The organism is Marinobacterium maritimum (genome assembly GCF_039523155.1).
In the GTDB taxonomy this organism is placed as follows: domain Bacteria; phylum Pseudomonadota; class Gammaproteobacteria; order Pseudomonadales; family Balneatricaceae; genus Marinobacterium; species Marinobacterium maritimum.
Map to the genome: position 1 here is coordinate 1,081,718 of NZ_BAAAET010000001.1, position 12,542 is coordinate 1,094,259.

Below are 12,542 nucleotides of genomic sequence, written 5' to 3' on the forward strand. Positions count from 1 at the left end.
GCGTTCAGTTAAGGTTGGCGGTAACATAATGCTCAATGGTGTTCAACGCTGCTTCATCAGTAGAGATGATATGCAGGCCAAGACCAATACTGTCATGTGCATTGCGGCGCTTGTAGATGATTCGACAATGGCAATGCAGCGCACTGGTTTCCAGGCCGAAATGCAGCCAAATTTCGGTGGCACCCAGCCCCTCGGGTGGTTGCAAGTCGGACAGGTCATCGCCGCCTTCAATATAAAAGCCACTGCGACTGATATTGATCAGTCGAACATCGAACATCTGGCCAGTTGTGGTTTCCAGTTCAGCATCCACCTTGCAGGGGATACGGGGATAGATACGTCGTTCCTGAAACATGTTTTTTACTCATTGATACAGCAATTGCTTAATCATATGCAGGCTTATCCAGCGCAGCAATGTTCAAAGTCATGTTTGCATGATCAATACCTTACACTACATGAGTGCACTTACTACTTAGGTGTTGGTTTTTTGCCGCCAACGTCGAATTCATCCTAAAAGCACTCCAAGGTGTAATAGCATCATGGAGAAACCTATATGAATTCGATTTTGAAACGACTGGCTGTTGTGGCTTTAGCAGGGCTTACCCTTGGACAGACACACGCCGAGACTGTCACTGGTGGCTCGAATATCGATCTCATGTTTTCCTGGGAAGGGTTCAGGATCGCCCGCTATCGCAGCCCGACACCAGATGTAGCAGAGGGCGGAGAACGAATCGACACTAGCGTTTTGCAGGCTTTGATACGCCAGCAGCCCCGCCCTGCACTGATCGATGTTCAGCCGGTACGCTGGCAGGATGGCATCTTTCTGCTGACCAAGCCCCGTTTCAACCTGCCTGGCAGCCTCTGGATGCCCAATGTGGGGCTGGGAGAGTTGGCGCCCGACTGGGCCGAATATTTCCGCCAGGGGCTGTTACAGGCCAGTTCAGGGGATAGGGATTATCCATTGGTCTTTTACTGCACAGCGGATTGCTGGATGTCGTGGAACGCCGTTAAACGGGCATCGCAATGGGGTTATCGCCAAGTGTACTGGTATGCCGAAGGTACGGATGGCTGGCAAGAGGCGGATCTTAGTTTGGAAAAGGCGACCCCACTACCCTTTCAACTTGCGGTCGGACTCCAGAAATGAGACAAACTATTTGACACGGATGGTCCATGAGTGACTGAATAATAACGATAAATGGGGAAATTAACGTGTACAAAATACTCATCGCCGATGACCATCCGCTATTCCGTGAAGCGATTACCAACGTAATCGAAACCGGATTTCCTGATACTGAAACCATCGAAACCGAAGATCTCGAAAGTGCGCTTGCGCTGGCTCAGGAACACGATGATCTTGATCTGGTACTTCTTGATCTGAACATGCCGGGCATGAACGGCCTCAACGGGCTGATTTCTCTGCGTAACGAAGCCCCGACCATTCCGGTCGTGATCGTTTCTGCCGAAGATGACAAGCAGGTCGTACTTCAGGCTATCACTTGTGGTGCTGTCGGTTTCATTTCGAAGTCATCACCGCGTGCACAAATGACGGAAGCACTGCAGCAGATTCTGGATGGCAATGTCTACCTGCCTTCTGACATCATTCGTCAGAGTGATCAGGACAGTAGTCGTCGTAACCGCCGAACCAGCGAGCACCCCCAAATTGCACCTGAACTTCTCTCCTCCCTGACACGTCGCCAACTGCTGGTGCTGGAACGGATGGCCAAGGGAGAGTCCAACAAACAGATCGCATATAACCTGCATATCGCCGAAACAACGGTCAAGGCACACGTCTCCGCCATTCTGCGCAAGCTTGGTGTCCATAACCGCGTACAGGCGATCCTGTCTGCCAGTGATATCGATTTCGCGCAGTATCTCCGTCGTTAAACGACTCCAGTCTGGGCCGGTTAGCTCCGGCCCTGCAACAGGTGCGCCAGTGTTGCTTTCAGTTTCAATGGTCGAATTGGCTTGTTCATCAGCAGATAACCCTGCTCCTTCACCTCCTGCTTCAACTCATTACTGTAATTCGCCGTAATCATCAGGACCGGTGGTGTATCTGACCTCTGCTGGAGTATATCCCGTACCAGATCGATGCCGGTGGCGCCATCATCCAGGTGGTAGTCGGCGATCAACAAGTCCAGTGGCTCACTGCCAACCGAGAGTTGCTGTTGAAGATCTTCAAGCCCCAGCGCGGTCACTACATCGCAGCCCCAGCCACCCAAGAGCGTTGCCATGCCGGCACAGATGGCAGCATCGTTGTCGACCATCCAGATACGGGCACCCTGAAGTTGGTTATCGATGCCGGGCTCCCTGAATCTGGGGGTAAAGGATTGCGGATTAAGCCGCCCGACTGGCAGCTCTACAGAAAATACCGAGCCAACCCCTTCGCGAGAGCGGACTTTGATCGGATGCTCCAGCATATGGCTGATTTTATCGACAATCGCCAGCCCCAGACCCAGCCCCTTGTCCTGTTGATGGTTGGTATTGGGTATGCGGCGGAACTCCTGAAAAATTTCGGTCAGCTTGTCCGCAGGGATACCGGATCCGGTATCCCAAACCTCAATCAGCAATTTGTCGCCGCGACGGCGGCAACCGAGCAGTATCTCACCTCCAGATGGGGTATAGCGCAGGGCATTGGTCAGGAAGTTGCGCAGAATACGCGCCAGCAGCGTAGCATCACTAACGACGACGGCATCACTGCCACGGAACCGAAACCTGAGCCCTTCGGCCGCCGCGACCTGGTTATACTCCGCAGCCAGGGTGTCGAGCAGTTCATTGAGACGGAAAGCGCTGATGTCTGGCTTGATTACACCGGCATCCAGCTTGGAGATATCAACCAGGGTGCCCAACAGGGTTTCCACGTCCTGCAGCGAGTTGCTGACTGAACAGATTAGAGAGCCGATCCGTTCCGGCATGGCTTGCTCCAATAGGGCGCCGGTAAACAGCCGGGCGGCATTCAGCGGCTGCAGCAGGTCATGACTGACGGCCGCCAGGAATTTGGTTTTGGACAGATTGGCCTGTTCAGCATCCTGCTTGGCTTCAAGCAGGCGTGCCTCAATTTCGCGCCGCTCGTCGATCTCCTGGCGCAATTGCTGATTCACTTCAGTCAGTTCAGAAGTGCGCTCACGAACCCGTTGCTCAAGATTTTGATACGCCTGCTGCAGTGCCATCGCGGTGCGCTTGCGTTCAGTAATGTCACGGATCAGCACGAAGAACCCGACCGCACGCCCTTCTCCATCCAGGTTGGGAACGTAGGACTTGAGCATATGGCGTGTCTCGCCAGCTGCATTGTATTCGTCAATCTCGAATGTGGTGTTCTCGCCCCCCAGCGCGCGCTGGATATAGGGCTCCAGTCGTCCGTACAGCTGGTCGCCGTGTACTTGGCGAATACTCTGTCCAATCAGGGTGCCACGTGGCCAGCCATACCAGTCATCGTAAACCTGGTTAGTGAACTGGAAGCAGCCATTTTCACCCACGTAAGCGATCAGGGCCGGTACATGGTCGGTAATCAGGCGCAGCCAATGCTCGTTCTCGCGCAGCGTCTCAGCATACTGGTAGCGCTCGGTGATATCGGTATAAGTGTTGACGAAGCCACCCGATGGCATGGGGTGCGTACGAATCTCCAGCACGCGTCCATCAGACAGACGTTGTTCCATCTCATGCAGGCATTTACCAGTGCTGTCACGCAGCTCAGGGGTGAGCAGCGCAACCTCGGATTGCTGCAGCAGCTGGTCAAAGGGCATTCCGTCAGCGGCCTGCACATGAGTAAGTTCCAGAAAACGGTCGTTCCATACTTCCAGGCAGCCATCCGGGTTGACCAGTGCGACGCCCTGAGACAGGTTGTCGACCGTACTCTGCAACAGTCGGCTTTTCTGCGCCAACGCCTGTTCCCGCTGTGCCGCTTCACTGGCCTTGAGGTCGGTGATATCGGTGTACAGAATGACGAGACCACCTTCTCCGGTATGACGCTCGCTAACCTGCACCCAGCGACCTGTAGCCAACCGGTAAACGGTGGCTTCATCCCCTCGCCCGACATGTTCTTCGAGAATGACACCACACTCAATCGCCAGTCTACTGACATCCTGAATCGTGGTGCCGCGTTCGATCTCAGTACCCGTGCCTTCCCAGTATTCACGGAAACGACTGTTGAACAACAGGATCCGTCGCTGCTTGTCAAAAAGCACGAAAGCATCTGAAATGCTCTCTATGGCATCGATAAGGCGCTGATGCGCAGTTGCAGCCTCCTGATTGGCCTGTTTAAGAGCGAAATTGCTGCGCTTGAGCTCGGCCAGTGCGGTATTCAGTGCTTCAGTACGTTCACGAACCTGTTCTGCTAGTACTACCGAGTGCTCGAAGGCGGCGTAAGGTGCCGTACGCACCGTACTGCTCGACTCGACACGCTCGATCAGCGCATCTTTCATCCGGGTCAGCTTGTCGTTTTCCTGCTCAAGCTGAGCAATCCTTGCCAATAACTGTTCGTGCGTAGAATCAGAACTCATTTGCTGTCCTGCCAATCACGACCCCGGTAAAGGTCTGGTTGAGGTGCATACCATCGAACTGTTCGCCGTAGGTATTGAAACCGATCACATTGTGCTCGACCAGGAAATCAGATGTTGCTTCCGTGCGCCCGGTATATTCCGCTTCCAATCGTCTAAGGAAGCAGTCGCAGCCAATGGTGATCAACGGCTCACCCAGTGTTTGCTCGATCGATTCGAAGCGCTGAGCCAGATTGGCGAGCATCGCATCAGGCTGCATTGCGGTCAGCACAATCCCGTTCTCCACGGCACAGTAGAAGGTCAGGCTCATGTCCGGGTTAACCTTTTGGATCGAGCGCACGTAATACTCCTGCCCTATACGAACGGCCAGCGGATTAAGTGCAAAGACACGGTAGTCGAGCTCATCGGGATTCAAGCCCAGCTGTCGCGCATACTCGATGGCGGCCGGCTCTGCGTTCAGCTCATAAACCGTGCGAGTGGAAGGGTCCGCCTGGGTGACAATCAGTTTCTGTTCCAGGCTACGCATATGGTGGGTCGTAAACACTTCGAAATCGAGCGGCGTGTTTACCATTACAACTACTGCGGCGCGGGTACGGAACGCACCATCGTAATACACATGAGTGCCTGTCAGGTGGATATCGTCTCCTGCTGAACCACCAAAATGAGGGATACTGCCCAGCACCGAGTCAAGTGTGAGCAAAACCAGCTCTTCCTGACTAGACAAGCCATCGAGCAGCGTCAGGGCAAAGGTATGCCCCTTGGTGGGCGCCACTCTTCTCTCACGGCAGCCGGCAACCAGTTTGTCGATCAGTGCCTGCGCTTCGGTCAGCGTAAACTGGTCCAGTTCTTCGACCAGCCCGACCTCAATGGAAAACAGATTGCGGTCGAAACCTATGGCCGTGACCGTCCCCTGGTCATAGCCACGGGGAGTCAGCTCACCTGCAGTCGTACATCCTGCGACCTGCACATCCGGAAAGGCGGCCGTCAAGGCGCAGGATAGCAATTCAAGATCATACTCGGCGGAGCAGAAAAACAGCACAAACCCCAGCTCGATGTTGTTGAGTTCAGCCGCCAGTTCAGCTGCAGCACGATGTGGATCGCGCGAGGATGACATGGCGGAACGTATCGGTTCTTTGAACAAGGGCGCGTTCATTGGTTGGCACTCGCGCTGAAAAACATGGCAATTTAAATTGTAATCGGGCCCAGATGGACAGGTAATTCTACTTCAGTACTTTGTTCAAAAATAAAAACAAAAGATATCTATTTGATATGTATAGGAAAATGATTCGCAGAAGATTGGACAAGATCTTTCTTTTGTAAAACTACTACCAAAGCACTAGCCGACAATGAAGCATTAGCAAAATTTCAGAAGGTAGCTGCGTCCTCGCAAGGACTCAGCTTGGGCCGGAGGAGAAATGCGTATTGTAGTTTCGTCTAGCGGCATGAATGAAAAAACCGCACAACCGGTGAAGGGGTCCAGTTGTGCGGTCCAGTTTTACAACAACGCGGTTTACCAGGTCAGAACGGCACCCAAGGCTACAGTGTCGTTCTGTTCAGCTTCCACGCCGGCGACGGTCACTTCAGTCTGGTCATATTCTGCAACCAGTTTCAGGTTGCTGTTCACAGTGTAGAACCAGGCAACGGCTGTATTTTCGTAGTTAAAGTCTACGCCATTATCACCATCGTTTTCGCCGTAAGACAGAGCAACACGGTTCGGGCCAAAGGTGTAGGAACCCTGTACCAGGTAACCTTCGAGCTCTACATCTTCAGCAACCACCAGGTTGTCGATGGCAGCAATGGTACCAATACCTTCGCTCTGGAAGCCGGACGCGGTCAATGACAGGTCGCCAAATTTAACATTGGCACCATAGGACACACCGGTCGAGTCGATGCTATTTACGTCAGCGCCATCGGGATCATCAGAGCTCTGGTAGAGGCCGCCCAGCCAGGCTTTGAAAGAACCATTATCAAAGTCGGTACCGTAGGTCAGCTCACCTTCAAAACGGGGTGCTTCTTCTGAGGAATCCGTATCGGCCTTGCTCGGATCAAGAATACCAATTGCCAGCTGGAAGCCATTCTTGGTCGGGGTGCGGTAAGTGATCTGTGCCTTCGGGAACGGATAGGTGTAACCGCTGCCGATGTTACCGAAGGAAACGTTACCGCCGTCGATCAGCCCCAGGGAATCAGAGGTCTGGCCGTAGCCGAGCAAAAGCTCGTCGGACATGATGTTGGTGCGGTTGAACAGGCCGAAATCCTTACCGATCAACACCTGACCCCAGTCAGCGTCAACGGTACCGTAGAACTGACGCACATCGATACCGGTGTCAGTACCCAGAGATTCACCGCGGCCCTGGTTGTTGGCGCGTACGACATCAGAATCGTTGATGCTGACCCAGAATGAGGAACGAGCGCCCAACTTCAGATCGCCTGTTTCCTTGCCAAAGTTGAAGCCGATCCAGTTGGGCAGGAAGCCCATCTTGACGCGGGACTGTTGACGACCGTCGTTGTCGCTCTGAACATAGAAAGCGTTGATCAGGCCATCGGTGCTGAAGGTAGTCCCTTCCTTGTCGTACAGTGTAATGCCAGCGTGTGCCTGTGTGGCCATGCCCAACGCGATCATCGCGGGCAGCAGTTTGGTGGTCATTTTTTTATTTTTCATGGTTTCCCCCAGATTCAAACTTCAGTCATGACATCGTGATTACGATGGCTTGATCATCCCGTTTGATGAGGAGATAACACATGCTGCACAGGAGGGAATCGATTGCCACCTTGGTGTTTCACCAGGTGCAGCAATACTGGTAGTGCTGCCCCGGTCGTACGACCCTGACCCAAGGTAGCAGAAGCAGGTGCAACATTAGAGAGTCATGATAACCCGCTGTTTTAATTAGATTTAATACTCTGCAAAAGTTCAACGCAAAAAACCCCGCCGGTTACCCGGCAGGGCTTTGAACAACAGAGCTTCAGCTGATAATCAGCGTTATTTCGGCAGTTTGAAGGTCCACACGGAACCACCCTGGTTCAGGTGCTTCACGCGCTTGGCCACTTCGCCACCCCAAAGCGGTACCGCACCACCCCAGCCAGAAACGACGGACACGTACTGCTCGCCATCCATCTCCCAGGTGATCGGAGAGCCGACGATGCCGGAACCAGTCTGGAACTTGTAAAGCATTTCACCGCTCTTGGCGTCGAACGCCATCAGGTAGCCTTCCGGGTTACCGGTGAACACCAGGTTACCCTTGGTGGCCAGAACGCCGCCCCACAGCGGAGCATAGTTCTCGTAGCGCCACACTTCCTTACCTGACTTCGGATCGATCGCACGCAGCACACCGATGTAGTCGTCATTCATCGGACGAATAGTGAAGCCAGCACCCAGGTAAGCAGCACCCTTCTTGTAGGATACTGGCTCGTTCCAGATATCCATGGCCCATTCGTTGGACGGCACATAGAACAGACCGGTATCCTGGCTGAACGCCATCGGCATCCAGTTCTTGCCACCCAGGAAGGACGGAGCAGAGACTACAGGCTCACCCTTGTTGCCTTCTTTGGCATCCGCCGGATTACCCGGACGCCCACCTTCCTTGAAGATCGGACGACCCTTGTCATCCAGACCTTCCGCCCAGGTGATCTTGTCAACGAACGGGAAGCCACGGATGAAGTCACCGTTTTCACGGTTCAGTACGTAGAAGAAGCCGTTACGGTCAGCAGTTGCTGCTGCTTTAACAGTCTTGCCACCGTCCTTGTAGTCAAAGGAGATCAGCTCATTTACACCATCGAAGTCCCAACCATCGTGCGGAGTGGTCTGGAAGTGCCAAACGATTTTGCCGGTGTCCGGGTCGATCGCCAGACGGGAGGATGAAAACAGGTTGTCACCCGGGCGCAGGTGAGAGTTCCACGGAGCCGGGTTACCGGTACCGAAGAACATCAGGTCGACTTCAGGATCGTAGGTGCCGCCCAACCAGGTTGCTGCACCACCGGTCTTCCATAGGTCACCCGGCCAGGTTTCGCCCGGTTTGCCACCGGAGATACCGTTTTCAACCTTCTTGCCATCCTTCCAGATGTAGCCCATGTGACCTTCAACGGTCGGACGCGTCCAGACGATGTCACCGGTCTTGGCGTCATAGGCTTCTACCTTGCCGACAACACCAAACTCACCGCCGGATACACCGGTGATGATCTTGCCTTTAACCACCAGCGGTGCGGCGGTCAGAGAGTAGCCTTCCTTGTAGTCAGCTACGGTCTTCTTCCAGACAACTTTACCGGTGTCCTTGTTCAGGGCTACCAGCTTGGCATCCAGGGTGCCGAAGATCACCAGGTCGCCATAGAGGGCAACACCACGGTTGATTACGTCACAGCAGGGCATGATGCCGTCCGGCAGACGAGCATTGTATTCCCACAGCTCTTCACCGGTCTTGGCATCGATGGCAAATACGCGGGAATAGGAGCCGGTGACATACATGACACCGTCCTTAACCATCGGCTGAGATTCCTGCCCACGCTGTTTCTCGCCGCCGAAGGAGAACGACCATACCGGACGCAGTTCCTTGACGGTTTCAGCATTCAGTTTGTCCAGCGGGCTGTAGCGCTGAGCGCGCGGACCCAGACCATTGGATACCACGTCTTCAGTGGTCATCTGGTCGGCAAGGATATCCTTGTCGGTGATGCCTGCCTGTGCAACGCTGGCACAGGACATGGCAGCAACCAGAGCGGTCAGGGCAAAGCCTTTGCTGCGGCCAATTTTCTTCATTGCTGTCCCCTTTTAGGATTTTTTTGTTTTCCAGGAGAAATCGGGAAATTTTCCCGATCCGTATAGGCATTTTTGAATCTGACCACAGATCCAACAATTGAACCGGCGAAGCAGTTTTCTCCTCACTTGGTAGTAATACTCGCCAAAAAGCCCCGAAATATGGGGCTTTTCAGGGCTATCACTGGTCGAAAACAGATTCTTCGTAGTTTGCGTAGAGATGAAATACGGTACGTTCGAATTCGGCACGACGCAGCGCAATGCTGTTGAAGCGTTCAGGAATGGGCTGGGCCATCACCTCCGTCATGCTCATGCCACGCTCCGCCGATGATCTCAGCGTGCTATCCAGCCACATCAGATAATCCTTCATCTGATCCAGTGCGCGCCGGTCGGTTACCCTGGGTCCATGGCCCGGCAACATCAGCTTGAACGGTATCTGCCGCAGCTGCTCCAGCTCGTTCTGCCACTGCTTGAGCCCCGGCGTATGAGGAGTGGTCAGTGCGCGCTGATAAAACACCATATCAAACGGGAAAAGCACCCCGGTTGTATGGTCATAAAGCACCAGGTCGGCACCGCTGTGGCCGGTCAGTTCAATCCATTCAAGCTGATGATCACCCATCTGCATCATGCCCGGCTCAATCAGCTGATTGGGAGCTACAGCCTCGGTACCTCTCATCCAGTCGCCCACCAGTCGGTACATGTTCTCCGCGAACGCATTGCCGTTCTGCAGGATCTGTTGCTGTGTTTGTTGCAGCGATGCAATAGGTGCAGACACAAAGGCCTGGTTGCCAAGAAAGTGATCGGGATGCTGATGGGTATTGATGACCAGCTTGATTGGCTGATCCGTCGTATTGCGGATCAGCTCATGCAGGGCTTCCCCGTAGCGTTTTGATACCCCGGTATCCAGTACCAGAACGCCTTCAGTAGTCACGATGAAGGCGGTATTCACGATGTTGCCACCGTTCTCAAAACTGAAGTCTTCCGTCTTGCCCTCAATAAACCAGGTATCCTTGGCAACTTCTTCAGCCTTGAGATCGTATGTCAGTTGAGCTGCACTGGCTGGCAGGCCCAGTGTCAGCGCCAGCAGTATTGTCAGAATTCTCATGTGGCCTCCTTAAAGCGCCTGGCTGAACTCGTTGCCACCGTTATCACGTATCCAAAGCTGGTATCCGTCACGGCGATCATTGAGATCAAAGCTGATGACCGGATTCTCCGAAACCGGCGGTGACAGTTCCATACGCACCACGGTGTCGCCATTTGGCCCCTTGAGCTCCACCTGCTGCAGGTAAAATTCCGGGATCGCATCGACCAGCCCCGTATCCATGGGATGGATCACACGAAACTTGTAGCGCGCCCCGCCCTCTTCTTCGGTGTTAAATCGCCTGGCCTTTACTTCCCCGAGATGGCTTTGCCAGTACGGATCGGCATTACCCATACTAGGTGTGGTACAGCCACCGCCGGCCGCCTCTAGCTGCGCATAACCAATATGCCAATTGCCATCTTTGGTCAGCACCGCTGCACGAATGGCCGTGCTTTGCTGCACCTTGATGCGCAATGAAACCTTGGGACTGGCCTGTTCGCTGGGGTAATAGTTAAAGATATGCTGGATGGGGTTCAGGTCAGCCCATACGACAATGTGGTCGATATTCCCTTTGAGAGCACGAGCATCCACCGTAATAGGCACCTGGGTCGGATCCTCCGCAAAGGCGGGGACTTCAATCCGGATGTTCGGATCGAATCGGTAGTCTGTGTTACCGATAAAAATCTTGCGGGTGTAATCCCACATGACGGACTCAAGCGGGTCATCCGGTTGGGTCGCTTGAGCGCTAAAGACAAACAGGGCCAGAAGCCCTGTTAGCAGACGATAAATTCCTGTCATGTTTTCTACCTCGTGTTGTTTTTATTGTTCAGGCAGGTGCTTAGTTGGCAGCGCTTCCCTCCGCCATCACTTGATAGAACTCCGGCTTGGTATAGCGCAGGCCGTAAGCAGCGAAGAGTTCAGCCATTTCGCCGTCACGAATCATTCTATCCAGCACTTCCTCGACGGCATAACCCAGCTGACGGTCGGTCTGTCGGATGGCGATGCCAATATCCCAGGTCTGCTTACCCATGGTCGGGAAGCCGTTTTCGGCCAGACGATATTGGGCACTGCCTGCCTGACCCAGCAGCCAGTCGATTTCTGACTGCATCGCCATGACAGCGGCCACCTTGCCCTGCTGCATGGCCTCAAAGGCCAGACGTGGTGAGGCGTAATGGTGCGTCATGTTGCGCATGCGCCCCCCCATGGCCGAGGTAAAGTAGAAAGCGGGTACGCTATCAACCTCAACCCCTATGGGTTCATACTGGAATACCGCAACGGTGCGAACCGCCTCCAGCTTCTTGCTGTCGTAAGCAACCTGCCACCGCTCCTGCTGATAAGGGGCTTTCATCACGACCTGCTCATTGATCAAATAGCCCAGAGAGTCCTGCTTGTAGGCATAGGCCTTGTCGTAGGGCACCCTCAGCATTACGTCAGCCAGATGCTTCATGGCCAGCGGATTTTCTTCGTCCTTGTCCAGGTAGTGTCCCTTCCATACGTTGTTGCGCAGGTCATCTTCGAGATTTTCGTCAGGGGTGATCCAGTGCAGTTGCAGCTCTAGATCGAAGGCTTTGGCTACCCGTTGAGCGATCTCAACATCGACCCCGGCTGGTTCACCGTCTCGCATGAACGAGTAAGGCGGGAAGTCCTTGTAAACTCCCATGCGGATGTAACCAGACGCCATGACATCATCGTACAGACGCGCAAAAGCCTGCTCGCAAGCGAGCAGGCCTGTCAGAAGGGGTATAAGCAGCGCGGCCAGCTTATTCCTCAACATACTTCGTCTCCAGCCAGCTGCGGATTGACCAAAGCGCTTCCTGGCTCAGCGTCTCCGCCATCTTCGGCATGTAAACGGCTCCGTCACGCACTGCGCCATTGATGACGCGGTATTTGAACCACTCGTCACCATCGTAGTCGGCAGTCAGATAACGCAGATCAGGTGCAATCCCGCCGGAAATGCCATCGAGGCCGTGACAACGGGCGCAGTTCTGGTTATAAGCAGAGGCACCGATTTCAACAGCACGGTCGAAATCATCGCTGTCACGATAAGGGTTGGTATCAGCCCACTCTTCACCCAGTGGTGTGAGGCCTTCTGTATCGACAGCCTGAGGCGTCACATCACCGTGTGCCAGAACAGTACCGGAAACTGCGGTAGCCATTGCGGCAGCGGCCATCAGACCTGTGATCTTGTTCAGCTTGGACATGCGGGGTCACCATTATTTTTATCGGCTAA

The 12,542-nt window shown here is 54.1% G+C and carries 11 protein-coding genes; 2 read left to right on the top strand and 9 right to left on the bottom strand.

The window, feature by feature from the left end:
• Window positions 1–4: 4 nt before the first annotated feature.
• A complete protein-coding gene (locus ABD013_RS04950) occupies window positions 5–352 on the bottom strand; it encodes a PilZ domain-containing protein (protein ID WP_343803118.1) in 348 nt (115 codons plus the stop codon).
• Window positions 353–550: 198 nt separating this feature from the next.
• Here ABD013_RS04950 and ABD013_RS04955 point away from each other — a divergent pair, with 198 nt between their 5' ends.
• Both ABD013_RS04955 and ABD013_RS04960 read left to right on the top strand, forming a co-directional pair.
• On the top strand, window positions 551–1,141 hold the full coding sequence (locus tag ABD013_RS04955) for a PQQ-dependent catabolism-associated CXXCW motif protein (protein ID WP_343803120.1): 591 nt from the start codon (window positions 551–553) through the stop codon (window positions 1,139–1,141).
• A 65-nt stretch (window positions 1,142–1,206) separates the two neighbouring features.
• Window positions 1,207–1,881, top strand: coding sequence for a response regulator (locus tag ABD013_RS04960; protein WP_343803123.1), 675 nt, complete (start codon window positions 1,207–1,209; stop codon window positions 1,879–1,881).
• A 20-nt stretch (window positions 1,882–1,901) separates the two neighbouring features.
• Here ABD013_RS04960 and ABD013_RS04965 read toward each other — a convergent pair whose 3' ends face one another.
• The 8 genes from ABD013_RS04965 to pedF form a co-directional block, all read right to left on the bottom strand.
• Window positions 1,902–4,493 carry a hybrid sensor histidine kinase/response regulator gene (locus ABD013_RS04965; RefSeq protein ID WP_343803126.1) on the bottom strand — a complete coding sequence of 864 codons (2,592 nt, stop codon included), beginning with the start codon at window positions 4,491–4,493 and terminating at the stop codon, window positions 1,902–1,904.
• A complete protein-coding gene (gene nosP / locus ABD013_RS04970; RefSeq protein ID WP_343803129.1) occupies window positions 4,483–5,604 on the bottom strand; it encodes a nitric oxide-sensing protein NosP in 1,122 nt (373 codons plus the stop codon). The genes ABD013_RS04965 and nosP overlap by 11 nt, the downstream gene beginning before the upstream one ends.
• A 396-nt stretch (window positions 5,605–6,000) precedes the next feature.
• Window positions 6,001–7,149 carry a porin gene (locus ABD013_RS04975; protein ID WP_343803132.1) on the bottom strand — a complete coding sequence of 383 codons (1,149 nt, stop codon included), beginning with the start codon at window positions 7,147–7,149 and terminating at the stop codon, window positions 6,001–6,003.
• Between the two features lie 318 nt (window positions 7,150–7,467).
• The gene (locus tag ABD013_RS04980; RefSeq protein WP_343803135.1) at window positions 7,468–9,234 is read right to left on the bottom strand and encodes a PQQ-dependent methanol/ethanol family dehydrogenase; all 1,767 of its coding nucleotides are present in this window, start codon (window positions 9,232–9,234) and stop codon (window positions 7,468–7,470) included.
• A gap of 178 nt (window positions 9,235–9,412) precedes the next feature.
• Window positions 9,413–10,336, bottom strand: a complete 924-nt coding sequence (locus ABD013_RS04985) for a quinoprotein relay system zinc metallohydrolase 1 (protein WP_343803138.1) — start codon at window positions 10,334–10,336, stop codon at window positions 9,413–9,415.
• 9 nt (window positions 10,337–10,345) lie between these two features.
• Window positions 10,346–11,110, bottom strand: a complete 765-nt coding sequence (locus tag ABD013_RS04990; RefSeq protein ID WP_343803141.1) for a quinoprotein dehydrogenase-associated SoxYZ-like carrier — start codon at window positions 11,108–11,110, stop codon at window positions 10,346–10,348.
• Window positions 11,111–11,150: 40 nt separating this feature from the next.
• A complete protein-coding gene (locus tag ABD013_RS04995) occupies window positions 11,151–12,086 on the bottom strand; it encodes a substrate-binding periplasmic protein (protein ID WP_343803143.1) in 936 nt (311 codons plus the stop codon).
• The gene (gene pedF, locus ABD013_RS05000; RefSeq protein ID WP_343803146.1) at window positions 12,073–12,513 is read right to left on the bottom strand and encodes a cytochrome c-550 PedF; all 441 of its coding nucleotides are present in this window, start codon (window positions 12,511–12,513) and stop codon (window positions 12,073–12,075) included. The genes ABD013_RS04995 and pedF overlap by 14 nt, the downstream gene beginning before the upstream one ends.
• Window positions 12,514–12,542 lie beyond the last annotated feature (29 nt).

Excerpts from the sequence above, each read along its gene's own strand:
- ABD013_RS04985 (WP_343803138.1), bottom strand. The coding sequence starts at position 10,336 with ATGAGAATTCTGACAATACTGCTGGCGCTGACACTGGGCCTGCCAGCC.
- ABD013_RS04955 (WP_343803120.1), top strand. The coding sequence starts at position 551 with ATGAATTCGATTTTGAAACGACTGGCTGTTGTGGCTTTAGCAGGGCTT.
- ABD013_RS04980 (WP_343803135.1), bottom strand. The coding sequence starts at position 9,234 with ATGAAGAAAATTGGCCGCAGCAAAGGCTTTGCCCTGACCGCTCTGGTT.
- ABD013_RS04995 (WP_343803143.1), bottom strand. The coding sequence starts at position 12,086 with ATGTTGAGGAATAAGCTGGCCGCGCTGCTTATACCCCTTCTGACAGGC.
- ABD013_RS04950 (WP_343803118.1), bottom strand. The coding sequence starts at position 352 with ATGTTTCAGGAACGACGTATCTATCCCCGTATCCCCTGCAAGGTGGAT.
- ABD013_RS04975 (WP_343803132.1), bottom strand. The coding sequence starts at position 7,149 with ATGAAAAATAAAAAAATGACCACCAAACTGCTGCCCGCGATGATCGCG.
- ABD013_RS04965 (WP_343803126.1), bottom strand. The coding sequence starts at position 4,493 with ATGAGTTCTGATTCTACGCACGAACAGTTATTGGCAAGGATTGCTCAG.
- nosP (WP_343803129.1), bottom strand. The coding sequence starts at position 5,604 with ATGTCATCCTCGCGCGATCCACATCGTGCTGCAGCTGAACTGGCGGCT.
- ABD013_RS04990 (WP_343803141.1), bottom strand. The coding sequence starts at position 11,110 with ATGACAGGAATTTATCGTCTGCTAACAGGGCTTCTGGCCCTGTTTGTC.
- pedF (WP_343803146.1), bottom strand. The coding sequence starts at position 12,513 with ATGTCCAAGCTGAACAAGATCACAGGTCTGATGGCCGCTGCCGCAATG.